Here is a 23,879-nt window from a genome sequence, read left to right on the forward strand (position 1 = left end):
TGGAAGGGGATGGAGCAGTCCTGCCTTACAAGGTTTTCACGTAGTCAAGCACCTCCTGAGCGTGGCCGGGGACCTTGACGCCGCGCCATTCGCGACGCAGCACACCGTCGGCGTCGATGACGAAAGTGCTGCGTTCGATCCCGCGCACCTGTTTCCCATACATGTTTTTCAGCTTCATGACGCCGAACAGCGCACAGGCGGTCTCGTCCGGATCGGAGACCAGATCGAAGGGCAGGGCCTGCTTGGCGCGGAAGTTGTCGTGGGACTTGAGGCCGTCCCGCGAGATGCCCAGCACGACGGCGCCGGCAGCGAGAAATTCGGGATGCAGGTCGCGGAACTGCTGGCTCTCGGTGGTGCAGCCGGGCGTGCTGTCCTTCGGGTAGAAATACAGCACCACCTTGTTGCCCTTCAGCGCGGAAAGGGTGAGCGTCTGCCCGCCGGTGGCTGGCAGGCTGAAGTCGGGTGCGGCCTGGTCAAGCATGGTTTCTCCGGAAATTGACTATTCCGGCGTCAGCCTAATCCCAAGATGCAGGCCTGGCAATGCATCCAGGCATATGAACGGTATTCACTCCGGATCGAACAGAAGCGCCGCGGCCACGTTACGATGTTCCGCTACCAGGATGTTGTAGGTCCGGCAGGCGGAGCCCAGGTCCATCACTTCCAGCCCGATGCGGGCGTCGATCAGCGGGCGCATCAGGCGCGGCTGCGGAAAGCGCTGCTTCATGCCGGTGCCGAGGATCAGGATCTCGCAACCCAGTGCGGCCAGGCGCTGGAAGGCGGCTTCGTCGAGCGCATCGAAACCGCCGGTGTGCCAGTCGGTTTCGATGCGCTCGGGCATTACGATCACGCTGGATTCGTAGCGGGTATCGGACACCATCACGTGGCGGGCGTCGTAGCGGGCGATGGTGTTGTATTGCTCGCTCTTGTCGAGGTGGAGTTTCATGGCTGGCTTCTCTGCAGTGGGCACTCTTACTGATTGATTGGACGCGGATTTGCCCGGTCCGGGTGGCTTGGGTAACATTATAGCTTTGCGTCGCCGGGTACCCGACCGGGTTTCACCACCGATCGTCCCTGACGGGGCCATGACCATGAGCCGCCAAGCCAAATTGCGGGTTGTCAATGAGCAGCCCGTGCTCACCAGTAAGGAAACGGAAACCGCCGTGCAACCAATCCGCAAGTCCGACAAGCTCGCCAACGTCTGTTACGACATCCGCGGCCCCGTGCTGCAAAAGGCGAAGCAGATGGAGGACGAGGGCCACAAGATCATCAAGTTGAACATCGGCAACCTGGCCGCGTTCGGCTTCGACTCCCCCGAAGAGATCCAGCTCGACATGATCCGCAACCTGCCCAACGCCGCAGGCTACTCGGACTCCAAGGGGATCTTCTCGGCCCGCAAGGCGATCATGCATTACACCCAGCAGAAGCGCATCAAGGGTGTGACGCTGGAAGACATCTACGTCGGCAACGGCGTTTCCGAACTGATCGTGATGGCCATGAACGCGCTGCTCAACAGCGGCGACGAAGTGCTCGTCCCGGCTCCCGACTACCCGCTGTGGACCGCCGCGGTAAGCCTGTCCGGCGGTACGCCGGTGCACTACATCTGCGACGAGGCCAACGAGTGGCTGCCCGATCTGGCCGACATCCGCGCCAAGATCACCCCGCACACCCGTGCCATCGTCCTGATCAACCCGAACAACCCGACCGGCGCCGTCTACCCGGACGAAACCCTCAAGGCCATCGTCCAGATCGCCCGCGAGCACGGCCTGATCATCTATGCCGACGAGGTCTACGACAAGGTGCTGTACGACGGTGTCGAGCACACCTCCATCGCCTCCCTGTCGGAAGACGTGCTGACCGTCACCTTCAACGGCCTGTCCAAGAACTACCGTTCCTGCGGCTACCGCGCCGGCTGGCTGGTGGTATCCGGCGACAAGCGTCCGGCGGCCGACTACATCGAAGGCCTCAACATGCTGGCCTCGATGCGCCTGTGCGCCAACGTGCCCGGCCAGCATGCGATCCAGACCGCCCTCGGCGGCTACCAGAGCATCGAAGACCTGGTTTCCCCCGGCGGCCGCATGCGTCGCCAGCGCGACCTGGCCCACGAGCTGATCACCGCCATCCCGGGTGTCAGCTGCGTCAAGCCGAAGGCCACGCTGTACATGTTCCCGCGCCTCGACCCCAAGATCTACCCGATCGAGGACGACCAGCAGTTCATCGCCGAACTGCTGGAGGCCGAACGCGTACTGCTCGTCCAGGGCACCGGCTTCAACTGGCCGAACCCGGATCACTTCCGTCTGGTCTTCCTGCCCCACGAAGAAGACCTGAAACTCGCCATCGCCCGCATCGCCCGCTTCCTGGAAAGCTACCGCAAGCGGCACGGCACCTGATTTCACCCCTAGACCCTTACCTTCACCAGACACATGAAACCCATCAATGTTGGCCTCCTGGGCATCGGCACCGTAGGCGGTGGCACCTTTACCGTTCTCAAGCGCAACGAAGAAGAAATTACCCGCCGTGCCGGCCGGCCGATCCGCATTACCGCGGTGGCCGACAAGAACCTGGAACTGGCGAAGAGCGTGGCGGGCGCCGACGTGCGCATCACCGACGACGCTTTCTCGGTGGTCACCGACCCCGAGATCGACATCGTCGTCGAGCTGATCGGCGGTTACGGCGTCGCCAAGGAACTGGTGCTGAAGGCCATCGAGAACGGCAAGCACGTGGTCACCGCCAACAAGGCGCTGCTGGCCGTGCATGGCAACGAGATCTTCGCCGCAGCCCAGAAGAAGGGCGTGATGGTGGCCTTCGAAGCCGCCGTCGCCGGTGGCATCCCCATCATCAAGGCGCTGCGCGAAGGCCTCTCCGCCAACCGCATCCAGTGGCTGGCCGGCATCATCAACGGCACCACCAACTTCATCCTGTCCGAGATGCGCGACAAGGGCCTGCCCTTTGCCGACGTGCTGAAGGAAGCCCAGCGCCTCGGCTACGCCGAAGCCGATCCCACCTTCGACATCGAAGGCGTGGACGCCGCCCACAAGGCGACCCTGATGGCCTCCATCGCCTTCGGCGTGCCGGTCCAGTTCGACAAGGCCTACGTGGAAGGCATCACCAAGCTCGAAGCGGCCGACATCAAGTACGCCGAGCAACTGGGCTATCGCATCAAGCTGCTGGGCATCGCCCGCCGCCGTCCGCAGGGCATCGAGCTGCGCGTGCACCCCACGCTGATCCCCGAGAAGCGCCTCATCGCCAACGTGGAAGGCGCCATGAACGCCGTGCTGGTGCAGGGCGACGCCGTCGGCGCCACGCTGTACTACGGCAAGGGCGCCGGTGCCGAGCCGACCGCCAGCGCCGTGATCGCCGACCTGGTGGACGTCACCCGCCTGCACACCGCCGACCCGGAACACCGCGTGCCGCACCTGGCCTTCCAGCCGGATCAGATCACCGACGTGCCGGTGCTGCCGATCGACGAAGTCGAGACCAGCTACTACCTGCGTCTGCGCGTGCTCGACAAGCCGGGCGTGCTGGCCGACATCACCCGCATCCTGGCCGACCAGTCGATCTCCATCGACGCCATGCTGCAGCGTGAGCCGGAAGAGGGCGAGTCCCAGACCGACATCATCATCCTGACCCACCTGACCATCGAGAAGAACGTGGACACCGCCATCGCCAAGATCGAGAGCCTCGACTCCGTGACCGGCAAGGTGATTCGTCTGCGTCTCGAGAACCTCTGATCGGGTTCCGCGTCCCACCAAGAAAAAGCCACGCACTGTCGTGGCTTTTTTTTCGCCTGCGACAGGTGATCGAGCCTGCAGAAAGTCCTGTCTCGGCGAATTCATCCGCCTGCTGTCGGTCCAACCTGCTGGGATGATTGTCGCGCGTGGCGGACTATGCTGAGTACTCGGGCCGCGGCGAGGGTTGATCGATATCGGGGCCAGGACCAGAAGGAGGAGCTTGATGGATATCAGCGCATCGGTTGGGGCGTGGGAGCGCGGCGCCCAGAACCACAAGGACGATGTGATCACCGTCCAGACCCTGCTGACCGCCGCCGCCAGATGGTTGGTCAAGCCGGTCGTCGACCCCAAGGGTATCGACGGCGGCATTGCCCGGCCGCCGAAGGAATCCGCGACTGTGGCGGCGATCAAGGCCTTCCAGTTCCTGTCCGGACTGGCACCCAGCGGGCTGATCGCTGTGCAGAGCCAGGACTGGCAGCACCTGCTGCTGGCCGCTGCTGCGGGCCTCGATGGCGGCAGCACCACCGCCGACGAAGCGTATTTCCCGCTGCCGATCCTGCCCAGGGCGGACTGGATCCAGCCGCCGCGCGCCTATGGCTCGAACCGCAGCAGCGGCGCCCGCGCCCACGCTGGCTGCGATCTGTATGTGCCCATCGGCACCACCGTCCATGCGGTCTGTGCCGGCGTGGTGGTGTGCGATCCCTATGCCTTCTACGCGGAAACCGAGGCGCTGGAGATCGACCACGGTGACTTCCTCATCCGCTATGGCGAGGTCCAGCCCGGCTCGCCCCAGCGCAGGGGCGACCGGGTCGCCGCCGGCCAGTTCATCGCCAAGGTCGGGCACCTGGTCGGCGTCAGCGTGCCGAGCGCCATGCTGCACCTGGAGATGTACGCGGGGACCGCCAGCGGCCGCCTGACCGTGGGGGAGGACGAATCCGCCCGACGCGCGGATGGCATCCCCTTCCTGCGTAGAGCCGATCTCATCGACCCGACCCCCTATCTGGACAAATGGAAGCTGCACCTGCCCAAGGCATGACATATCGAACCCTGTTGTGCGGCGGCCTGGCCGCCTTGTTGACGATCTCTGTTCCAACCCACGCCGCCACGCCGTGCAAGGCCGGTCCGCCGGCCGGCACCAGCGTATTGACCGGTGATTTCGACGGTGATGGCACGCTCGACCGCCTGTGGGTGCGCCGCCAGTCCCGTCGCGAAATCCCGGCGCTGGCCTGGGACCCGTGGAATGCACGCCTGCGTCGCAATGCCGGTGTGGCCTTCATGCTGGTGGTGGATCGCCACGCCGGCTGCACGCTGATCCAGAACCGCCGCTTCTTCTCCACCCCGATCTGGCAGGAGAGCCCAGCGCCGCTGCAGGCGCTGCCCCAGGACGCCCCGCAGGCCGAGTCGTGGCGTGCCTTTGCACCGCGCTGGCGGGGCGACGGCATCCTGCTCGGCAGCGAAGCCGGCATCGACATGCTGCTGTACTGGGACGGGCGGCGCTTCCGCGTCGTCCATTCCAACGACACGCCATAGCAGGACAACGCGCATATTTCTTGGCACTTCGATGCGCCTCGTCTAATTTTGGATGACACCGGCCTAGCGTGCCGGCACCAACCGGACGAGGGCGAGATGGCGACACGATTCAAGTACGAGAACGATTTCCTGGTGGGCGGCCCGGCGGCGGGCAGCGTGACGCCGAGCTTCCAGCTGCGCGAGTACGCCAGGCCGGATGGCAGCGTGCATATCCACCGGGAGCTGGTCGGTTCCGTGCAGGTGCTGCGCGACGCCATCGGCATGCCGCTCAAGATCGCCTCGGTGCTGCCGGTGGATGGCATCGGGCAGGGGCTGGACGGGCGCTTCGTGTGGGTGAGCAGCGCCAAGCCCGAAGAGCTGTTCAAGTCCGCCTCCCGCCTAGCCCAGGAGGGGCATTTCCAGCGCGTCGAGCAGGAAGGCAAGCTGGTTTACCTGGAGATGCCCGATCCCGCCGCACTACCGGCGGTACGCCCGGAACTCGCCATCGCCAACGCGCTGCGCGTCACCGCTGCCTTCGAAACCAGCGGCGATCCCTTCCAGCAGGTCACCGGCAATTTCGACGGTGCCGGCCTGTCCTTCGGGCCGCTGCAGGTCAATCTCAAGACCGGCACGCTGCAGGAGCTTTTCAAGCGCTTTGCGGTGCGCGACGAGGCGGCCCTCAAGGCCTGTTTCGGCGCGCTGTGGCCCCAATGGCAGGCCATGCTCAAGCTGCCCAGCATTGCCAAGCAGGTGGCCTGGGCCGACGCCTTGTCCCGCGGCGGGCGCAAGACCGACTTCGACCCGGCCTGGAAAGCCGCGCTGCAGGCAGCCGGCCGCGTCCCGGCCTTCTATACCGAGACCCTGCAGTACGCCTATGACGTGTATGGCCGCAAGCTGATCGCCGCGCTGTCATGGCTGCACGGCCTCAACCCGATCCGTATCGACAACGTGCGCTGCCTGGCGGCGCTGTACGACCTGTGCGTGCAGCAAGGCAGCCTCGACAAGGCCCGCGACGCCATCCGCGCCCGCGTCGACAAAGAGAAGCCCACCGACCAGTTCCAGCTCACCCGCATCGCGGTGGAGGAGCGCGGCAAGACCGCGCTGCCCCCGTGGCGGGCCGACTGTGTCAGCCGCCGCCTGTGCATCCTCGACCGGGAACCGGTGCCGATCACCCTCAACGGCAAATCGGCGGAGCGCGTCAATCCGCAGCTCTACCTGCTGCGCAACGCACCGGTGAGCCGCATCGAGCAATACCTGTTGTAGTCTGCCCGCGGTGGGCGGCGCCTAGTGGTGGTGCCCGCCGCTGTTCAGGCCCTTGATCACGTCCCGTGTCACCTCGCCGAAGGCCAGCACCTTGCCGCCCTGGGCCTTGGCGAAGGCGTCTGCCGCCTCGCGCGTGGTGAAGGCCGGCAGGTTGGGATCGTTCATCGGGCCGGTAGCCTTCGAGCCGAGCACGAAGAAGGCCTTCTTCGCATCCACCGGCGTCTTGCGCTCGTAATCCGCCACGTAGATCGCACCGATGTCCGCCGGCTTGTGCTGCTTGTCGAACAACACCATGTTGTTGAGGAAGCGGAACAGATCCACCGGCGAATCGAAATGGCTGGCGCTCTGGTCGTTGAAGACGATCTGCGCCGCCCACTGGGGCGTGCGCGCCGGATACATGCCACACACCGGGCAGCGTGCCGCGCGGGGGATTGCCTGAGCGGCAAGATCGACGGCGAAGGCCGGCATCGACAGGGCCAGCGCCAGCAGCGGGGCGGCGAGGCGGACGGGGGACAGACGAGCAAACATGACGAAGCTCCTGAAGGCTTAAGGGGCGGGCCGGCGTTCGAGCAGCGGATCGGCGAGCACCGCATCGAGCACCGCACACAGGTTGTCCCACGGTGCTGCGCCGCAGATCGTCAGCGGGTCGTGCTGCAGATTGCCGTCGGCGGCGTGCAGGTGGTTGGGCCAGGTAGCCAGATCCTTGTGCACCGGCGCAGTGTCGATGCGCAGCTCCGCCTCGCCCCAGGCCCACGCGATGGCATAGGCGTCGGGGGCAGCGATGCGCGCCTCCATCACCACGCCGTTGTCCAGGCGCAGGATCAGCGCATCCAGCTTGATCTCTGGCGCCGATTCCAGATGGGTGCCGAAGTTCTCTTCCACGCGGGCGGCCAGTTCCAGATGCAGGTTCATTGTTCCTGGGCTTCCTTAACGAGGGCTGCCAGCTCCGCGCGCACCTGGTTGTGCAGCCCGTTGAGAATGCGCACCGACAGATAGTGTTCATAGCCCGGATGCTCGGGCAGTTCGCCGTCAACGATGCAGGCCAGCGCCTGCTCCGCATCCGCGGCGCCGAGGCGGGCCAGCATGTCGTCGCGGGCGGCGCGCACCTCGTACATCAGACGCGACACGCGCTGGATCTCCAGCGCCTGCTCGGCGGGAACCTTGTCGTAGAAATTATCCATCGGGCTTACATCCTTTGATCGTGCAGCGCGCCGCCGTCCAGTCGGGCCATGTCGGGGGTGACTTCCGAGAACGCGACGACCTTGCCGCCCTCGGCGGCGGCGAACTTCTGCGCCCCCTCGCGGGTACCGAAAGAGGGCAGCGTCGGACCCATCGCGGCGCGCTTCTTCGATCCCACCACATAGAAGGCGACCTTGGCGTCGATCCACGCGCCCTTCGGCTCCTCCCAAGTCGTCTTGTCCAGGTCCTGCACGTAGATCGCGGCCACCTTGCGGGCCTGTTCCGGCTTCAGGTAAATGGAGAACATCTCCATCGTGTCGCAGAAGAACTCCGGCTCCGGCTGGCCGGCGAAGTGGATCTGCGCCTTGGGGCCGGGGTAGTCGCCGAGCAGCATGCCGTCGAGGGCGCAGTAGGTGTCCTTGCCGATCTCCGTCGGGGCGACCTTGCTATCGGCGCTCTGGCCGCAGGCCGTCAACAGACCGCAGGCCAGCAGCATGGCGGCGAGGCGCGGTAGCGCGCGGGAGGGGGAAGGGCGTTTCATCGTTCGAATCTCCAGATGGCTACCATCAGCGGGCCGGCGATCCACGCCAGCATCACGCCGCCCAGGGTGGCCGGATTGCTCAGGGCTTCGGGGAATACGGTGGCGAGGCCGTACAGCGTGCGCACCTCGTCCAGGCTGAACACGTTGAGCACGCGGAACACATCCGCCGGGTTGAGCAGCAGCAGGTAGGGGAAGACCGTGCCGCCGTAGTCGCCGGCGGTGACCACCAGCGCGCCGAGGATCAGCAGATCGAACACCAGCACGAAGAAGAACCACGTGCCGATGGCCATGCCCGAGGCCCGCGTGCGGTCGCTGGCGAACACCGACAGCATCACCGCCAGACTCAGGAAGGCGAAGCCGAGCAGGATCGCCGAGGCCATGAAGCCGGCGTAGTGGAACAGCGCATTGAGGTCCAGCTGCGGCGACAGGATCACCCCCACCGCGCCAAAGCCGGCGATGGTCGAGAAAGCCAGTGCGCCGGCCAACCCGGCGTACTTGCCGAGGATCAGCTCCTTGCGGGTGATCGGCAGCGTCAGCAGCAGGTCGAGAGAGCCTCGTTCCCGCTCGCCGACGATGGCGTCGAAACCGAGGATCAAGGCGATCAGCGGGATCAGGTAGATCACCAGGCTGACCAGCGAGGCAATGGTCACATCGATGGAGTGGAAACCCACGGTGCCCTGCTGGGCCGCGCCGAAATAGGCGATCACCAGCGCGAACACGGTAAACACCACGGCCACGGCGAGCACCCAGCGGTTGCGGATGCGGTCCCAGAATTCCTTGCCGGCGACGATGCCGATCTGTCTGAAGTCGATGGAGAACATGGTTCAGGTCCGGTAGCCGAAGAACACGTCCTCGAGGGACGGCTCGCGCACATGGAGGTCGCGCAGCGTTTCGCCGAGGGTGGCGAGGCGGGCGAGGGCGGGCATCTTGGCTTCGCGGGGCAGGCGGATATGCAGGCTGTGGCCCGAATCGTCGATACCGTCGATGGCGAGGCCTTCCAGCACCCGCGCCACCTGCTCGCGCAGGCCGGCGCCGCCTGCGATCTCCAGCGTCAGCGGCAGGTTCATTGCCTCGCGCAGGGATTGCACCGTACCGGTCGCGCGGATCACTCCGCCTTCCATGATCGCCAGCCGATCCACGCGCTCCTGGATCTCGGCGAGGATGTGGGAGGTGAGCACCATCGTCACCCCCTCGTCGCGCAGCTCCCGCAGGATGCGGTAGAAGTCGCGGATCGCTCCCGGATCGAGGCCGGTGGTCGGCTCGTCGAGGAACAGCAGGCGCGGCTTGCCGAGCAGGGCCTGCGCAAAGCCGAGGCGCTGGCGCATCCCCTTCGAATATTCCCGCACGCGCCGGCCGGCAGCGTGGGCGAGGCCCACCTTCTCAAGCAGCGTGGCGCAGCTGCCGCGCGGCACCGTCTTCAGGTCGGCAAAGAAATACAGGGTCTCGATGCCGGTCAGGTTGTCGTAGAGGACGACGTTCTCCGGCAGGTAGCCGATCTTGCGGCGCGTGTCCCGAAAGCGCGGCCCGGTCACGGATTCGCCGTCCAGGCGGATCTCGCCGCGGGTTACGGGGATCAGCCCGAGCATCATCTTGAACAGCGTGCTCTTGCCGGCGCCGTTATGGCCGATCAGGCCGAACAGCTCGCCAGGGGCGATGGAAAGGTCGACACCCTTCACCGCCTGAATGGAGCCGAAGTCCTTGGTTACGCCGCGGGCTTCAACGATAGTGCTTGCCAAGCCAGTTTCTCCAATCCGTATGTTCGGGGCGCATGCGTGGGTTCTTGTCCACGATGCTGGGGGCGCGCAGCAGCGGAAACTGCTGGGCGATCAGGCGCAAGGTCTGGATGGCCGGGCTGGCGAGCAGCAGCTTGACCATCGGATGGCGCCACGACAGGCGGTCCACCATGTCGTTGGCCTCATAAGGCACGTCGCCGTGGCCGTCGCCGTTGCGGTCCCAGCCCACGTAGTTGCTCCAGTGGTTGCCCACCTTGCCACCCCAGGGCTCGTCCTTGGTGGCCACGTACTTGATCTGTTCCCGGTTGGAGATGAAGTCGTTGCCCTCCACCGTGTTGCGTACCGAGCCCGCCCACAGATGCACGCCCACCTGGTTATCCACCACCAGGTTGTTGCGCAGGGTGTTGTACTCCGCGTCGTAGATGAAGAAGCCGCGCGCATTGCCGGCCACGATGTTGTTCTCCACCACCGAATCCTGAATCGTCCGCAGCATGATGCCGTGGTCCGAATTGCCCCAGGCCTTGTTGTTGCGCACGATGAGGTTGCGCACCTCCATCAGCGCCAGGCCGCCGCGGTTGAGGTAGCTCTCGTTGTCCTCCCACAGGTTGTAGTGGGAGTTCATGTAGTGGGTGCCGTAGCGGCTGTGGTGCATCTTGTTGCCACGGAAGACCGCGTGGTTGCTGATGTCCACATAGATCGCATCGCGCACGAAGCTGATGTGGTTGCCGATGATCTGCGCCCCGGCGCTGTTGTAGAGCTCGATGCCGTTGCCGCGCTGGGCGGAATCCACGTCCCGCTTGCCGGTGATGATGTTGTATTCCACCCGCACGTCGCGGGCTTTTTCGATCCACAGCCCGAACAGCGTGTAGCTGAAGTCGCAATGGGCGACCCGCGCCCGGTCGGAGCCCGGCTGGATATACACACCCGCGTTCTGGGCGCCCAGGTCGGCGCCGGAGTTCGAGATGATGAAACCCTCGATACTCACATCGGTGGCCACCACCCGGATCGTGTCGCCGTGGCCGCCGCCGTCCAGGGTCGGGCGATTTGTGCCGATCAGCTTTATGGGTTTGTCGATGCGCAGGTTTTCCGCGTAGGTGCCGCGGGCTACGTGCACCGTGTCACCAGCTGCTGCGCGGTTGAGCGCGGCCTGGATCGACTCGCCCGGCTTCACCAGCCAGTCGGCCCCATGGGCCGCCAGCGCCGGCAGGGCCAGCAAAGTGGCAAGGCCACTGCGGACGACAGAACGAAGGGTGATGCGAGAAAGCAGCATGGACAGGCTGGAGGCGACAGACGGGAAGTGACAATGGCCGCCAGTCTGCGGCGGAATGTCGCAGGCGGCCTTGATGTAGGTGAAGTCGGCGACCGTATGGCCTATTGCAGGAGCAGATCGCCGATCTCTCTGATGCAGCGTTCCGCGCCAACTACTGCTTTGTCGGTGCAGGCGGCGAACTGTCCGCCCCGCTGGAGCTGGCTGCGCTCGATGAGGCAACCACCACGCTGCGGGGCGCCGTCGGCGGTGCGGGGCAGCGATTGTTCGCCCCCGGTTCCAGCGCCGGCAGCAGCAGCGGACCCATCGACTTCAGGATCTGCACCGGCAGCGCCGACGTGAAGTGATAGCGGGCGGCATCGGGGCCGATGACGTAGGCCGTCAGCGTCCCGAAATGGCGGGGGCCAAGATAGAACACGAACGTCGCCGTCCGGTTCAGCGCAACCCCACGGACAGCGCCGCGGCCGAGCACGATGCGGTTGTCGCCGGTGCCTGTTTTACCGCCGACACTCAGCGTGCTGCCGTCGGCAAGCTTGAAGGCGCCGGCCAGGCGCCGTGCCGTACCGCCTTCCACCACTTCAGACAGCGCACTGCGCAGCGCGGCGGCCACCTCCGGCGCCATCACCCGTTCGCCCTGTTCGCCGCCGCTGGCAAAGCGGGTCTCATAGGGGGTGCCGATGGCAAAGTTCAGGCTGTCGATGCGCAGCGTAGGCTGGCGGATGCCGTCGTTCTCGATGATGCCCATCAGCTCGGCCAGCGCCGCCGGGCGGTCACCCGAGCTGCCGAGGGCGGTGGCCAGCGAGGGCACGAGATGGCCGAAGGGGTAGCCAAGGCGGGCCCAGCGGCGGTGGATGTCGAGAAAGGCCTCGACCTCCAGCATCGTGAAAATGCGCGAATCCTGCGCGCCCTTGAAGCGGGTGCGGAACAGCCAGCGATAGACAGCCTGGCGCTCGGCGGTACTGGCTTCGACCAGCTCGGTCCAGCTGGCTTCCGGCTTGGCTGAAAGATAGCTCACCAGCCACAGCTCGAGCGGATGGACGCGGGCGACATAGGCGCGGTCGGTCAGGTCATAGGCCTCCGGTGCCGTGCGCGTGTACAACTTGCCGATCTGTTCGGCGCTCAGCTTGCTGCCTTCCAGGCGCTGCTGCAGGAAGGTGCCAAGGGCTTCCGGCGAAGCCTGCGGCGACAGATAGCGGAAGACCGCGGAGAGGCGCTCGGCACTGGGATGCAGGCCGTCGAGGAAATCGTCCTGGATCTCGGTGGCCTTCTTGCCGCGGTACTTGTGCCAGAAGCGGCGCAGGAAGACCTGCCCCTCCTTGTCGGCAAAGCGGGCCAGATAGTCCGCGCGGCGAGGGTCGTCGGCCTGCTGCAGCAACTGCGCCGTGCTGCCCGACACCTGGTACATGGCGTGGCGCACGACATCGCGCATGAGGCGGACGAAGGGCAGGTTGATCGAACCCTGCAAGGCCTCGCGCACGGTGGGCATGCGGCCGTTGTCCTCCTTGCGGAAATTGTTGAAGGTATGCACGCCGCCGCCCGTAAAAAAGCTCTCGCCCGGGCTGGCCGAGTAATTGCGGGCCAGGGCCGCCTGCAGCATGGCCGGCAGGCTGCGGTCGCTGGCGTGGGCCAGGTAATCGATGGCCCATTGGCCGATGCGGTCGTGCGGGTCCACCTGCAGCTTGCGCAACTCGGCCGGCGTCTTGGCCACGTGTTGCTGATGCAACTCGGCGACGATCTCGAGATAGGTGGTCAGCACGCGCAGCTTGGCGGTGGAGCCGAGTTCGAGCTTGCTGCCTTCGTTGATGTCGAGGGGCTGGTCAGTGGTGTCGGTCTGCACGCGCACGCGATTGCTGCCCGGCGTGCCTTCGACCAGGTTGAAGCTGTAGCGTATCGCGTCCAGCTTGCCGGCCTCGAGCATGTGCTCGCCGATCAGGCCCTGCTGGCGGGCGAACTCCGGCTCGACGAGGCGCCCGAGGAAGGCGCTGACGCGCTGCTGCAGTGCGCCGTCGAGGGTGGTGGCCACATCCGCATCGTAGCGGTCCAGTTCATACAGCGACGCGTCGAGGAGGCCCGCCAGGCGGTTGCGGATCGCCGTCGCGCCCTTGCCGGCATCGGCCGGCAGCAGCGCCGGGTTGGCCATCATGTCGCGGAACTTGAGCGGCTCGGCCAGCGCCGCATCGCGCAGCGCAGGGCCGATCATGCCGTTCTCGGCAAACAGCCGGATGTAGCTCGCCGAGAGCTGGCCAAGGCTCTCGCGGCCCTTGGGGGCGAGATAGTAGGTCGGCCGGCGGTGGGCGATCATCAACGCCACCACCTGGCGCAGCGCACGACCCTGGGCAGCGAGGCGCGGGCCGCTGTCCTCAGGCGCGGCGAGCAACGCATTGACCTCGTTGAAGTCGGCGGCGAACCACACCCACAAGCCATCGCCGAGGCCGTTGACCTCGCCGAAGCCGGGCGCCGCCGACAGCGGCACCGTGTTCAGATAGTCCACCAGCAGGTCACGGCGCTGGGGCAGGGTCTGCTCGCCGTCCCGGTAGGCGCGCACGCTGGCCGAAACCATCTGGCGGAGCTTCTCGCTACCGTTCGGCGTCACGCCATCCGGCGAATGGCGGAACTTCTCGATCTGCGTGGCCAGCGTGCTGCCGCCCGGCGCGTCGAAGTCTTCATTGACCAGACGGCCGACGCGGCCGAGCACGGCGCGGCCGAAGCGCACCCAGTCCACCGCCGGGTTCATCAAGGGGCGGGCATCGTCGAGCAGATCGCGGTTTTCGATGAAGGTCAGGGCCTGGGCGACGCGCGGCGGCACCGCCGCGAAGTCCGCATAAGCCCGGAAGGGATAGCGGAAGCGATACAGCGTGTCGTTGCGGCAATCGGTAACCGTGAGGCCGGCCGAAGTCTTCTCCCGGTAGGGCGGGAAGTAACCGCGATTGGTGTAATCGAGCAGCGCGTTCGAGAAGTGCGCCTGCCGTGTCAGCTTGAAGCCATGCGCAGCAAGGCGGGTGCCGATCTTGGGCAACTCGCTGTAGCCCATGCGCTCATCGAAGGGGCCGTGGGCCGGGGTGCGGATGGCGTCACTGCTGCCGTCGACCACCGCATAGCTGAGGTCGGCGGCGTAGCGCGCCAGGTAATGCGCCTGCAGGCGCGAAGTCTTCACCTCGTCGGCAACGAGCACGCCGCCACCGACAACAATGACCACCAGCAGCCCGCCGAGGGGCCAACGCAGGCGGCGCAGCACGCTTGTGGGCTGGTCTTCTTGCACTTGGGATTCGTTGTCTGACCTCACCGCGCCAGTATAGGGGGATCACGCGGCGCGCGGCCAGATCGATGGACTTGAATGTCATCGATCTTCCCATGCTTGTGTTGCGGAACTGCGCTGGAGCCGGCTCATCCTTGCGGAGCACGGTCCGGCGGGCCCGCGTCAGCCCGGCAGTACGTCCGCAATCGCCGCTGGCAGGTCGGCCATGCACTCCACCAGCGGATGCCGGCAATACTTCTGGAACTCCGCCGCCCGCGTGAAACCCCAGGCCACGCCCAGGAAAGCCATGCCCACCGCCGCCGCGGCCTCCGCATCGCGGATCTCGTCGCCCACGTACACCACCTGCTGCGGCTTCAGCCGGCTCGACCACAACAACTCCTGCAGCTTGAAGCGCTTGCCGAACAGGGACGCACCGCAATGCACCTGCGCAAACAGCGCCAGCGTCTCCCCGCCCAGCACCGCCCGCACCGCCTCGCGGGAGTTGGACGTCACCAGCGCCAGCGCCGTGCCCTGGTCCGCAATCGCCCGCAAGGCCTCCGCCGTGCCCGGATAGGGCTGCACCATGTCGATATGCGCCAGCACCCGCTGCCGCATGTCCACCGCAATCGCCGGCACCTTCCAGAACGGAATCCCCAGGTAATCCATCAACTGCCGCCCCGACATCTTGCGCGGCTCTTCCGTTGCATCCGGCGCAATACCGCGAAAACCATGCCGCTTGGCCACCTCGTTGAGAGACACAAGAAAAGCATCGAAGGAATCGGCAAGCGTGCCGTCGAAATCGAATACTGCGAGGCGCTGCGACATGATCAAGAAAGCCGGAACAGACGAAAGTGAAAGGCGCTCGGTCGATGTTGACCGAGTATGCCGAAGGAATGGTGGGCGCAGACTACGCGAAGCCGCGTGCACGGTAAAGAGCGCCGCGCCCCCACTCGATGTTGCCGCCCGCGCACAGAACAACGCCGCGTCCACATCGAATGTAGACGGCGCATGCATCGATGCGTTCGCCGCCGCATTGGATACCAGCCTGCCCAAGGTGCCGTGTTCACCTGTCAACAAAGCATGTGCACGCCGCAACATCGAATGCGACGCCGTCCACATTCAATGCGCACACGACAACATCGACTGTGCACCGCGCAACATGAAATATGCTGTTGAGTTATAAAAAATAGGCATTTAACATAGTCGTAACAAGCCTCGCATTCCCTTCCAAACCACACGCAGGAGGACTCATGGCAAACCCGCTGTTCAAACGGCTCCCCAGTCAGGTAACGCTGGCCGACCTCGAAACCTACCGCGCCTTCAAGGCCATCCCCGACTACAAGCCGGCCAACACCGACTACAGCTTCGATGTCGTCACCGCCCTGTTCAACAAGCTGCAGAGCGCCCTCGACGCCGAACTGCACAGCCAGAACACTTACGCTGCAGCCCGCGACGCAGCCGTCGCCATCCAGCACGAATTCCATGCCGCCATCCTCGGCGTGAAAAACCAGTTCAAAGCGCAATACGGCGTGGACTCGGACCAGGTCGCAGCGCTGGGGCTGAAGAAGAAGTCGGAGCGGAAGTCGCGGGCGAGGGCGGGGAAGGCGGAGGAGGCGACGACATAGAAGAGGATGTAGTCGCCGACTGATGGTCGGTTATATGCTTGAAAGCGAAGGCCCGGCTGAAGCTGGGCCTTTTCACGTTGAGAGACCTCTGCCGTCAGAAGTGAACTTCCGCACTGCCCAATATGGTCAGCCGTCATAGCGCTCATTCGTCATTCCGTGGGAGCCTCCTCGCATCACAAACTATAAGGGGGGATGTCATGGAGTTCATCGAAACGCTCAACGCACTCGCCACCAAGATCCGCCAGCAAGCTGCCGCGATTCAGACGGAGGAGGCCACCAAGAACGCGTTTTGATGCCTTTCATCTGCACGGTGCTCGGATACGACGTATTTGACCCTACCGAAATGACCCCGGAATTGGTTAGAGGTAGCGATCTGACTACTCAGGTCAATTGGATGGGAGGGCTGCTTGTCGGCTGATCCGGTCGTTGGCTAGTCGTTCATTGTCGGGCCGCAGTTGGTCGGCAAACTGTCCTTCAGTGCTTGTAGGCGCAAACGTCAGCTTCCGATGCCAGCGAACTCACACATTCGACCCAATCCCGTTTTTCGGTCCTTCAGGGTACCAATCGCAGGTTTCAGATTGCTGCTGTCGCTCGAGGTGAGTGCTCAATGCAAACCGCTCAGCCATAACGGCCGTTAGCCTGATGCGCTTAGTCAGGCGGCCGAACGACATACGATTAGTCTTATGATAATGTGATTCGATAGAGGGTGCTTATCACGCTGAGATGGCGACGAGATATGGATACTGAAGATTCAGAGAATGGCCTTGAAAGCCTGCGCGAAAATGATGAAGAGCTTGATCGATATATAGGTTTAGTTCCGATTCCCGATTGCAGCAATGGGGCGCACCATCGAAGCAAGCTTTTATTTCTACGGTTCGAAGAAGACGTCCCGAGAGACGATGCATTCATCGAGCATCTACTCGACTCCATAATCGCATACGCCATTCCTAAGAAGAAGCGTCAAGCTGCGCTTGCGCGCTCTAACGAGTCACGAACGCATACGGATACTCGTCCTCTAGCACGTTTGCATCGTGAAGCACGCAGGCTATTTCTAGAGTATGACCCTAACAATACGGGCCGCTTTGGAGAGGTTGGTGAACTTATTGCTTACTGTGTTGCTGAGCGCCACTTAGGGGCCGCGCAGATTGCCGCGAAGCTCTCACTGAAAACAAATAGCAATATGCCGGTTCATGGCATAGACGGAATTCATGCCAAATTCGCAGACGGAGTTATGAATGTCTTTTGGCTCGAATCTAAACTGGCTCAAAGCGCCAATGATGGGGCCAAAGAGTTCGCAATTTCTACATCTGCATTCGTATCTAATCGTGCGCAGTACCTGCGAGAGCTGACGATAGTTACTGACTTCAGCAACCTCGACGCTTTACCGCAAGAGCAAAAAAACGTTTTGTTGAGTTACTTCGATATGTACGATTCAGAATCAGTACTGCAGAAGCGCGACAGACACGTCGGGTTTATTTGCTATGAAGAGAAGCTATATTCCAAAGGAATTCCTATTGACGACAGTAAGCCGCCGTCAATACATGAAGAGCACTTCATTGAGCTTTATGCGAAACAGCACAAGCATCATGACGAAGCTCTGCTTAAGCATTTGAATAGTAACAATGTCAAGTCCACGAAATTACAAGCGTTTTTCATAGCAGTGCCCTCCGTGGATGGTTTGCGTCAGAAGTTCGGCGAGGCTCTAAAATGATAACATTTGCAGAGCAGCTTTCGTCGCGGATACTGGCTCACCATCAATTCTGGAATGACCTCGATTCAGTCAGTGCTCGCGGTCTAATGTCGGAAATCGTTGCTCCTGCCGACAACTCCAACGAAGACGGTGATGTCTTTCCCGAGGCCACAGAACGATTAGTTTACTCAGCGTCAGTATTTGCGCAGACGAATTCAGATAGTCACCGTTCACTCGCCCAGCGCATTGCTCTATACAGTTCTTTGGTTTCTCGCAATCCTTTAGTACTGGAGGCATCGACTCGCATTCTTGCGAGCATCGGCAATTTTCCAGGCGTAGCTCAACTGGAGCGACGGCCGGAAAAGCTTCGCCCGTCATTGAGCACGTCGTTAACAAATTGCCTGTTGCGCGAGATAAACACAGAAGAAATAGGCGGAGCCAAGGTCCCGCTAACTGATTTTCAGCGAAGCGTTTGGGAGTTGTTACCTACTGGTCAGAACGTCGCAGTCACCGCGCCTACTTCTGCCGGAAAATCGTTTGTTGTTCTTGCTCAACTTTGCGAACGAGCAGAGCACGAAAAGGGCTTTTACGGCATTTATGTAGCGCCTACAAGAGCTCTTATTGCTGAAGTGAACGAGAAGTTAAACATTAGACTTACCCACGTCTCAGACAAAGTACGCGTTTCTACAATCCCCACACTCGACAGTGAAAACCGTCCTGGGCAAGTATTTGTGCTTACGCAAGAGCGGCTTATGGTGTTGTTAAGCATCACTTCAATCCGATTTGACATGATTATTGTCGATGAGGCGCAATCCATCGGCGATGACATTCGCGGGATGATTCTGCAGGATTGTCTTGAACAATGCCGGGCTCGGAATCCTGCTGCACAGTTTGTGTTCTTGGCTCCAGGCGCTACAGGCTTCGATACTGTAGGGAATTCTATCGGTATCGAAAAAATAAATGTTAAGAGTACTATACTATCTCCAGTTCTCCAAAATCGTATAGTTGTTACTCCTGATGCCGCGAATCCAAATCACCTCCTTCTGAAACTCCTGGATGTAAGGAAGGCGGTAGAACTTGGCCGCGTCATTGGCAGCCGCGGATTTCTTAACGAAAGGACTGTATTAGCCGCCGTGGCGCTTGAGCTTGGAAGCAAAGGCGCATCGCTAGTCTACGGAACTGGGCCTTCACAGACAGAGAAAATAGCGCTCCAACTCGCTTCAGATAGACCGAGGGATCCAACGCCAGCGTTAATTGAACTATCCAAGTTCATAAAAGACCATGTTCATCCAAGATACAGCCTCGCAGAGCGAGTGCTACATGGTGTCGCATTCCATTACGGGAAAATGCCTAGCCTGCTTCGGGAAAGTATTGAATCGGCGTTTAAGAGCGACGACATAAAATACTTAGTTTGTACGACGACGTTGTTCCAGGGGATTAACCTTCCAGCTAGAAACGTTTTTATCGATACGCCGACGCGTGGGCGCGACGGGAAGTTGGACGCTGCTGCTCTTTGGAACTTTGCCGGGCGAGCAGGCCGACTGAATCACGACATCGTTGGTAACGTGTTTTTGGTGAATTACGAAAAGTGGGCCGAAAAGCCGCTAAGCAGCACACAGCCTTTTTCCCTTCAGCCAGCCTTCGGAGCGACCGTGGCGGGAAAATACGCTGACGTGCTCCAAGTTCTAGAAAGAGGCCTTGAAAGTGACATTTCGAAGGTACCATCTGACGCAAAAGCGGCGGCCGGACTGATGATGTCTAGAGCTGCTAATGGCTCGTTGTCGCAATTCTTTGGTAGGTTTGATACGCCTCTTGACAGCGAGGCTCGCGAGGTCTTAATTCAAGCGGCTGAAAAAATCGTCGAAAAATTAGCCCTTCCATCAGAGATTTTGGAGGTCAATTGGACTGTAAATCCGTTTGGCCAAGCCCGTCTTCTCGCAAGGTTTCGAGTACTCATTGCTGCGGGGCGTGCGCACGAGCTTCTTCCGCAACATCCATCAGGTGACGTGTACGACAGTTACGTGCAGGTCTTCGCTCGGATTAACAAATATATACTCGGATTCAGTTTCGCCGGGTTTAACAAGAAACTCGCGACGATTGGCCTGGCTTGGATGCGCGGCGCTCCGCTTCCCGTTCTTATTGGAAAGAGTATAGAGCTCGCTCAGAAAAATAGGAAAACAAATCGCGAAGTTAACGTGGACACCCATGTAAGAAGCACATTTGAATTTGTAGAGGACAAGTTGCGATTCGAGTATGTGCAACTTGGAAAAGCATACGTGGACCTTCTACGATTTGCCCTGCGCGAACGGAAATTAGAGGTTGAAGCTAACTCTGTATTTGATTTTCCCCTTGCTTTGGAGTTAGGTGTGTCGTCAGTAGCTGGTCAAGCATTTATAGAGCTCGGTCTGTCACGAGTCACTGCGTCGTTGCTGCAAGATCTAATGCCGGATTCGAATCCGACGCTTGCACGTGCGAAATCATGGCTTGCTTCTCTGAGAACGGAGGACCTGAAGCTTTCGAAAATCATTTCGCAGGAACTTGTGCAGAAGGGGCTTGTCACTCCATCAATTTAAAGAAAATGCAACAAAGGACTCAAGCGCCCAATCAGGACGTGTCCGGAATTTTGTGTATGGCGGTCGTTGTGCGTCACATAATGAAAGGTCCACTTTGGCCGAGGTCCAGCCGCTGATCCGACGGGCTCTTCCTCGGCCAAAGCAGTCGGTGGGGGCGTGGAGAGCTGACGACGGTTTTCGACCCATAGCTGAAGTTGGGATTTGCGCTGATGTTCAATCCGCCATTCGTCTATCCTGGGAGGCTAAAGCAAGGTATAGGTCTGATAAGCGCCATAGCAGAACGGCTGCCGCCGCAAGTTGTCGATTTGGGATAGCAACTCATGCGAGATTTGCGTCCCCGGCGGGAATGCGCGAAGCAGCAGAGCCGGAAGCTCTTCGCTAGGAAGATCGACAAGTTTAGCTAACGCAGTGCTCATAGCGCTCGAAGGGTGAGCTTCGCGCAGCCCCGGCGCGAAAAGAGTTGTGAGCAGAAGATTGAATCGGTCGAGAATTGCCCATGACGCAGCTAGCACTTCCGACTGACCATTCAACAGAAAAACGACCGGGAATCCCATAAGCTCATGTGCACGGAACGTCTTTTGGTAGTTGCGATTGACGAGACTACCGCTATGGCAGGTGCCCAAAACCACGATGCGATGAGGCCAGCGAAAGGTCGCGCTTTGGAGTTGCATCAGGCTCATGATGCTCGTCGTGCCATGTCCTGCCATGTCCGCGAAAAACGGATCCCTGAACAAGCCAACGGAGGTGCCGTGATGGGACAAGACGAGAGCATCGGTCGACGCCATGCGATGCGCAAACTCATCCCACCCCGGATTCTCTATCAGGGTTCCGACCGCCTTGACACCTGTGAAGAACCCTTCAACATCTGTCCGGGCATATTGAAGGCCTGAGCCGTTTTCCACAATGCCCAGGCAGGCAGCCGGCGCGCGGGCTACGCGCTTGGCGGGATGAAGCGCTATGCATGTGCGCACGTCGAACTCTCCAGCAGCCATGCGTGCGCGAATCCCAGGATGTCCCACCAACACCAGATTAATCGGCGTCAGATCCATCCCATCCGGAATAAAAATCACGCCCTTGCAGTTCACCTCCGCAAGTTCGTCCAGTACGGGGGCGAGTGCATCGAGCAACGCCTTCTCGTACTCACCTACAGCGTGAGCGAGCGCCTGGGCTTTTCCTGGCGCTTGACGATGCTGTACCAAGGCCGAATGGAAGCCACGCGATTGCGCCTCAGGAAGCTCGCACAGGACATACCGGTTTCCGAGGATCAGCAAAATTTTGTGATCAGCAGTGAGCATGTTCACGAGGATGGCGTAACCTTCGTTTAGCCGCTCATAAATGGTAGCTGCGCTGCGCTCGGAGGTCGCATCCTGAAAGGGCCGGCTGACGCAATGAAGAGCACTAACCTTGTCCGCGTACTCGGCGATGTCGCGCCATGGATCGGGCTTCGAGATCGCCGACATCGGGTCGTCATACTTCTCTAGGAAGCCAAACAGGTGTGGTGATCCTTCACCAGCGAGACGATCCACCAAACGATTCAGCTCATCCCTTTCTTGAGGGGATAGCTTCAAGGCTAGTGCAGCAGCCCACTCTAAGAAGTGAAGCCAATCCGCCACCCGGTTTGCCCTTGTTGCGGCGATCACGGGGACAACATCCGTGGCGCTGCCGGTAACGGGGAGTCTTGCTAGTAGCCACTCGATTCGTCGGATGTAGCGATCGCGGAGTCCGCGGCGGTAATGCAGCTTCTCGACAAGGACGACGGCGGCATCAAGATGCAGAACCGAACGATGCAGGCAGGCAACGGCCTCAGCAGGATCTGATCTCGCGATGGCATTTTTCGATGCAATGAGCTCCAACTCAAGAAGATACTCGGGGTCGACGTTCTCGCACGACGACATCAGTGCCCGTGCAACGGACATCTGTTCTTCGGAAAGACCAAGCTCGCCGAGCTCGCGAAGGCATGCGGACAGGTTCACCAGCGCCATGGGCCGCGCAGCATCGCATGGTGGCATGGTCACAAGCACTTCCTCATAAGCGATCCGCGCTAGTTGATGGTGTCCGGTCTGAAATAGCAAAGTCGCGCGATTGAGGGCCAGATGCGTGGGGACGGGGGTGCCCAGCTCGGAATACATCTGCACCAACGTCGGCCAGATCTGCTCAGCGTATGCATGATCCTCCTCAATTAGGCATGTGGCATAAATTGCGGTAACGGTGTCCGCATATGGCTGGAGCAGGTGGTGTTCGCGCGCTAGCTCTTCAGCCTGACCCAACGAGTGGTAAGCAGGCTGAAACGCGCCAAAATCAGCGAAGAGGTACGCTACTGTAATGAGGTTCTTGATTGCCTTGTCGATCTCTCCGAGGTGCGTATACAACCGAACTACCTCGTAGAGGACGTTGGGCACATGGTCAGCTTTGGCGTTGCCGGGCAGCAAACGGCCAACGTTTTCCGCCGCCGAAAGTGCCGCAAGATCGACGCCCTCCGCGATAGCTAAGTCCACGAGTTGCTCAAGATATAGCCTGACCCGCTCGGTATCTCCGGAAATGCAACTCGCGCACACCGCAGTGTTCAAAGCATAGGCCAACGGCCATGGACGGTTCTCCCTCGATAGCACTTCGACGGCAATGTACGCACAGGCCCTGGCATCTTCGGAGTCACCTGACACCTTTTGGAGTGCATCGTCGATTTCATCCAATTCGAAATCCGATTCGGGGTCGTCAAGGAGTGCTCGAAAGTGGTGTTCGAAGGTCGCAGGATTGAACTCGATCATCGGAGAGAATTAGTCGGGTAGTTCATGGCTAGTCAAGACAGCTACTTCACAATCCGTTGAGCATGACAAGGCATGCTCTTTGTGATCCGCGTTACATTGCCATGATAACAACATGCTTTACATGTGTTGCAGTAGTGCGCTGCTGGGTGTCTGATGGCAGCTACCGGTCGATACCGGCGACTTAGATTAGAAGCACCGAATGGCTGCAACGGCCGACAAGCAGACGCGCAGTCAGGTATCACGTCGGTAAGAACCACCATCAGATGGCAGGCACTGCTTTCCGTCCCTGCCATCCCAAACCTCTACACCCGTTCCCTTCCTCCCCGCTCATCCACACCCGCAAACCCGCGCCCCTCAATCCTCCCCATCAACTCCCTGGCTTCGTCCGCGATCATTCCGCAGGCCCACAGGTAATGTTCCTGGTTTTCCGCATTCATGCGCCGGAACACGTCGCCGGCGTTGCCACGGGTCATGGCGAGCAGGGCTTGGAGCTGGGCGAGGCGGGCGCTGAGTTGGTCGACGAGGGCGAGCGTGTCCACGCTGTCTGCCAGCACATAGAGGGGCGCGGAGGGGGCAGGGAAGTTCATCGGGGCGTTCATGCTGCGGCCCTCCGTGCGCAGGGTGTCGTGTTCGCGGGGTGGGCTGCGGGGTGTTGCGAGGCGATGCATGTGCGTGCTTGTGCGCACTGCCGGGCGTGACGAGTCATGGCGTGTTGCTCCTTGATTGCGGTCTGAATCTCCGCTATCCACTTCTCACGGTGGGCGGCGGAAC

At 61.5% G+C, this 23,879-nt stretch carries 22 protein-coding genes; 9 read left to right on the plus strand and 13 right to left on the minus strand.

The window, feature by feature from the left end; genetic code table 11:
* Positions 1-25: 25 nt before the first annotated feature.
* Positions 26-481, minus strand: coding sequence for a peroxiredoxin (locus tag AC1PPK_RS13185; protein WP_481113513.1), 456 nt, complete (start codon positions 479-481; stop codon positions 26-28).
* Between the two features lie 84 nt (positions 482-565).
* Complete coding sequence (locus AC1PPK_RS13190) at positions 566-943, minus strand: Mth938-like domain-containing protein (protein ID WP_481113514.1); 378 nt, start codon at positions 941-943, stop codon at positions 566-568.
* A 145-nt stretch (positions 944-1,088) separates the two neighbouring features.
* Between AC1PPK_RS13190 and AC1PPK_RS13195 the strand changes: the two genes are divergently transcribed.
* From AC1PPK_RS13195 to AC1PPK_RS13215, 5 genes are all read left to right on the plus strand, one after another.
* The gene (locus tag AC1PPK_RS13195) at positions 1,089-2,387 is read left to right on the plus strand and encodes a pyridoxal phosphate-dependent aminotransferase (RefSeq protein ID WP_481113515.1); all 1,299 of its coding nucleotides are present in this window, start codon (positions 1,089-1,091) and stop codon (positions 2,385-2,387) included.
* Between the two features lie 33 nt (positions 2,388-2,420).
* Positions 2,421-3,728, plus strand: a complete 1,308-nt coding sequence (locus tag AC1PPK_RS13200; protein WP_481113516.1) for a homoserine dehydrogenase — start codon at positions 2,421-2,423, stop codon at positions 3,726-3,728.
* 223 nt (positions 3,729-3,951) lie between these two features.
* On the plus strand, positions 3,952-4,764 hold the full coding sequence (locus AC1PPK_RS13205) for a M23 family metallopeptidase (protein WP_481113517.1): 813 nt from the start codon (positions 3,952-3,954) through the stop codon (positions 4,762-4,764).
* Positions 4,761-5,258, plus strand: a complete 498-nt coding sequence (locus AC1PPK_RS13210) for a hypothetical protein (RefSeq protein ID WP_481113518.1) — start codon at positions 4,761-4,763, stop codon at positions 5,256-5,258. The genes AC1PPK_RS13205 and AC1PPK_RS13210 overlap by 4 nt, the downstream gene beginning before the upstream one ends.
* Before the next feature lie 96 nt (positions 5,259-5,354).
* A complete protein-coding gene (locus tag AC1PPK_RS13215) occupies positions 5,355-6,500 on the plus strand; it encodes a hypothetical protein (protein WP_481113519.1) in 1,146 nt (381 codons plus the stop codon).
* 21 nt (positions 6,501-6,521) lie between these two features.
* Here the strand turns inward: AC1PPK_RS13215 and AC1PPK_RS13220 are convergent, their stop codons facing one another.
* The 9 genes from AC1PPK_RS13220 to AC1PPK_RS13260 all read right to left on the minus strand — a co-directional run bounded on the left by AC1PPK_RS13220 (position 6,522) and on the right by AC1PPK_RS13260 (position 15,280).
* Positions 6,522-7,028: a nitrous oxide reductase accessory protein NosL gene (locus AC1PPK_RS13220; RefSeq protein WP_481113520.1), complete on the minus strand. Its 507-nt coding sequence runs from the start codon at positions 7,026-7,028 to the stop codon at positions 6,522-6,524.
* 18 nt (positions 7,029-7,046) lie between these two features.
* Entirely contained in the window at positions 7,047-7,412 is a 366-nt protein-coding gene (locus tag AC1PPK_RS13225; RefSeq protein WP_481113521.1) for a hypothetical protein, read from the minus strand.
* Entirely contained in the window at positions 7,409-7,681 is a 273-nt protein-coding gene (locus tag AC1PPK_RS13230; protein WP_481113522.1) for a hypothetical protein, read from the minus strand. The genes AC1PPK_RS13225 and AC1PPK_RS13230 overlap by 4 nt, the downstream gene beginning before the upstream one ends.
* A 5-nt stretch (positions 7,682-7,686) precedes the next feature.
* On the minus strand, positions 7,687-8,220 hold the full coding sequence (locus AC1PPK_RS13235) for a nitrous oxide reductase accessory protein NosL (protein WP_481113523.1): 534 nt from the start codon (positions 8,218-8,220) through the stop codon (positions 7,687-7,689).
* Positions 8,217-9,032: an ABC transporter permease gene (locus AC1PPK_RS13240; RefSeq protein WP_481118214.1), complete on the minus strand. Its 816-nt coding sequence runs from the start codon at positions 9,030-9,032 to the stop codon at positions 8,217-8,219. Before AC1PPK_RS13240 ends, AC1PPK_RS13235 begins: the two co-directional genes overlap by 4 nt.
* Before the next feature lie 12 nt (positions 9,033-9,044).
* Positions 9,045-9,956 carry an ABC transporter ATP-binding protein gene (locus AC1PPK_RS13245; protein WP_481113524.1) on the minus strand — a complete coding sequence of 304 codons (912 nt, stop codon included), beginning with the start codon at positions 9,954-9,956 and terminating at the stop codon, positions 9,045-9,047.
* The gene (locus AC1PPK_RS13250) at positions 9,937-11,223 is read right to left on the minus strand and encodes a nitrous oxide reductase family maturation protein NosD (RefSeq protein WP_481113525.1); all 1,287 of its coding nucleotides are present in this window, start codon (positions 11,221-11,223) and stop codon (positions 9,937-9,939) included. The genes AC1PPK_RS13245 and AC1PPK_RS13250 overlap by 20 nt, the downstream gene beginning before the upstream one ends.
* A gap of 151 nt (positions 11,224-11,374) precedes the next feature.
* Positions 11,375-14,479 carry a transglycosylase domain-containing protein gene (locus AC1PPK_RS13255; protein WP_481113526.1) on the minus strand — a complete coding sequence of 1,035 codons (3,105 nt, stop codon included), beginning with the start codon at positions 14,477-14,479 and terminating at the stop codon, positions 11,375-11,377.
* Positions 14,480-14,638: 159 nt separating this feature from the next.
* Entirely contained in the window at positions 14,639-15,280 is a 642-nt protein-coding gene (locus AC1PPK_RS13260; RefSeq protein ID WP_481113527.1) for an HAD hydrolase-like protein, read from the minus strand.
* Between AC1PPK_RS13260 and AC1PPK_RS13265 the strand changes: the two genes are divergently transcribed.
* The 4 genes from AC1PPK_RS13265 (at position 15,279) to AC1PPK_RS13280 (ending at position 20,343) form a co-directional block, all read left to right on the plus strand.
* Positions 15,279-15,638 carry a hypothetical protein gene (locus AC1PPK_RS13265; RefSeq protein WP_481113528.1) on the plus strand — a complete coding sequence of 120 codons (360 nt, stop codon included), beginning with the start codon at positions 15,279-15,281 and terminating at the stop codon, positions 15,636-15,638. The genes AC1PPK_RS13260 and AC1PPK_RS13265 overlap by 2 nt on opposite strands.
* Before the next feature lie 67 nt (positions 15,639-15,705).
* Positions 15,706-16,080 (plus strand): hypothetical protein, encoded by a 375-nt coding sequence (locus AC1PPK_RS13270; RefSeq protein WP_481113529.1) that lies wholly within the window; start codon positions 15,706-15,708, stop codon positions 16,078-16,080.
* Positions 16,081-16,816: 736 nt separating this feature from the next.
* Complete coding sequence (locus tag AC1PPK_RS13275; protein ID WP_481113530.1) at positions 16,817-17,791, plus strand: HamA C-terminal domain-containing protein; 975 nt, start codon at positions 16,817-16,819, stop codon at positions 17,789-17,791.
* A gap of 86 nt (positions 17,792-17,877) precedes the next feature.
* Entirely contained in the window at positions 17,878-20,343 is a 2,466-nt protein-coding gene (locus AC1PPK_RS13280; RefSeq protein ID WP_481113531.1) for a DEAD/DEAH box helicase, read from the plus strand.
* Positions 20,344-20,585: 242 nt separating this feature from the next.
* On the opposite strand, the gene AC1PPK_RS13285 is transcribed toward AC1PPK_RS13280, so the two are convergent.
* Both AC1PPK_RS13285 and AC1PPK_RS13290 read right to left on the minus strand, forming a co-directional pair.
* Positions 20,586-23,108 (minus strand): tetratricopeptide repeat protein, encoded by a 2,523-nt coding sequence (locus tag AC1PPK_RS13285; RefSeq protein WP_481113532.1) that lies wholly within the window; start codon positions 23,106-23,108, stop codon positions 20,586-20,588.
* Between the two features lie 302 nt (positions 23,109-23,410).
* Entirely contained in the window at positions 23,411-23,707 is a 297-nt protein-coding gene (locus tag AC1PPK_RS13290; protein WP_481113533.1) for a hypothetical protein, read from the minus strand.
* Between the last annotated feature and the right edge of the window lie 172 nt (positions 23,708-23,879).

Source organism: Zoogloea sp. JDB1 (assembly GCF_056724025.1).

Coding starts and splice junctions, on each gene's coding strand:
- AC1PPK_RS13185 (WP_481113513.1), bottom strand. CDS start 481: ATGCTTGACCAGGCCGCACCCGACTTCAGCCTGCCAGCCACCGGCGGG.
- AC1PPK_RS13190 (WP_481113514.1), bottom strand. CDS start 943: ATGAAACTCCACCTCGACAAGAGCGAGCAATACAACACCATCGCCCGC.
- AC1PPK_RS13195 (WP_481113515.1), top strand. CDS start 1,089: ATGAGCCGCCAAGCCAAATTGCGGGTTGTCAATGAGCAGCCCGTGCTC.
- AC1PPK_RS13200 (WP_481113516.1), top strand. CDS start 2,421: ATGAAACCCATCAATGTTGGCCTCCTGGGCATCGGCACCGTAGGCGGT.
- AC1PPK_RS13205 (WP_481113517.1), top strand. CDS start 3,952: ATGGATATCAGCGCATCGGTTGGGGCGTGGGAGCGCGGCGCCCAGAAC.
- AC1PPK_RS13210 (WP_481113518.1), top strand. CDS start 4,761: ATGACATATCGAACCCTGTTGTGCGGCGGCCTGGCCGCCTTGTTGACG.
- AC1PPK_RS13215 (WP_481113519.1), top strand. CDS start 5,355: ATGGCGACACGATTCAAGTACGAGAACGATTTCCTGGTGGGCGGCCCG.
- AC1PPK_RS13220 (WP_481113520.1), bottom strand. CDS start 7,028: ATGTTTGCTCGTCTGTCCCCCGTCCGCCTCGCCGCCCCGCTGCTGGCG.
- AC1PPK_RS13225 (WP_481113521.1), bottom strand. CDS start 7,412: ATGAACCTGCATCTGGAACTGGCCGCCCGCGTGGAAGAGAACTTCGGC.
- AC1PPK_RS13230 (WP_481113522.1), bottom strand. CDS start 7,681: ATGGATAATTTCTACGACAAGGTTCCCGCCGAGCAGGCGCTGGAGATC.
- AC1PPK_RS13235 (WP_481113523.1), bottom strand. CDS start 8,220: ATGAAACGCCCTTCCCCCTCCCGCGCGCTACCGCGCCTCGCCGCCATG.
- AC1PPK_RS13250 (WP_481113525.1), bottom strand. CDS start 11,223: ATGCTGCTTTCTCGCATCACCCTTCGTTCTGTCGTCCGCAGTGGCCTT.
- AC1PPK_RS13265 (WP_481113528.1), top strand. CDS start 15,279: ATGATCAAGAAAGCCGGAACAGACGAAAGTGAAAGGCGCTCGGTCGAT.
- AC1PPK_RS13260 (WP_481113527.1), bottom strand. CDS start 15,280: ATGTCGCAGCGCCTCGCAGTATTCGATTTCGACGGCACGCTTGCCGAT.
- AC1PPK_RS13270 (WP_481113529.1), top strand. CDS start 15,706: ATGGCAAACCCGCTGTTCAAACGGCTCCCCAGTCAGGTAACGCTGGCC.
- AC1PPK_RS13275 (WP_481113530.1), top strand. CDS start 16,817: ATGGATACTGAAGATTCAGAGAATGGCCTTGAAAGCCTGCGCGAAAAT.
- AC1PPK_RS13280 (WP_481113531.1), top strand. CDS start 17,878: ATGTCGGAAATCGTTGCTCCTGCCGACAACTCCAACGAAGACGGTGAT.
- AC1PPK_RS13285 (WP_481113532.1), bottom strand. CDS start 23,108: ATGATCGAGTTCAATCCTGCGACCTTCGAACACCACTTTCGAGCACTC.
- AC1PPK_RS13290 (WP_481113533.1), bottom strand. CDS start 23,707: ATGAACGCCCCGATGAACTTCCCTGCCCCCTCCGCGCCCCTCTATGTG.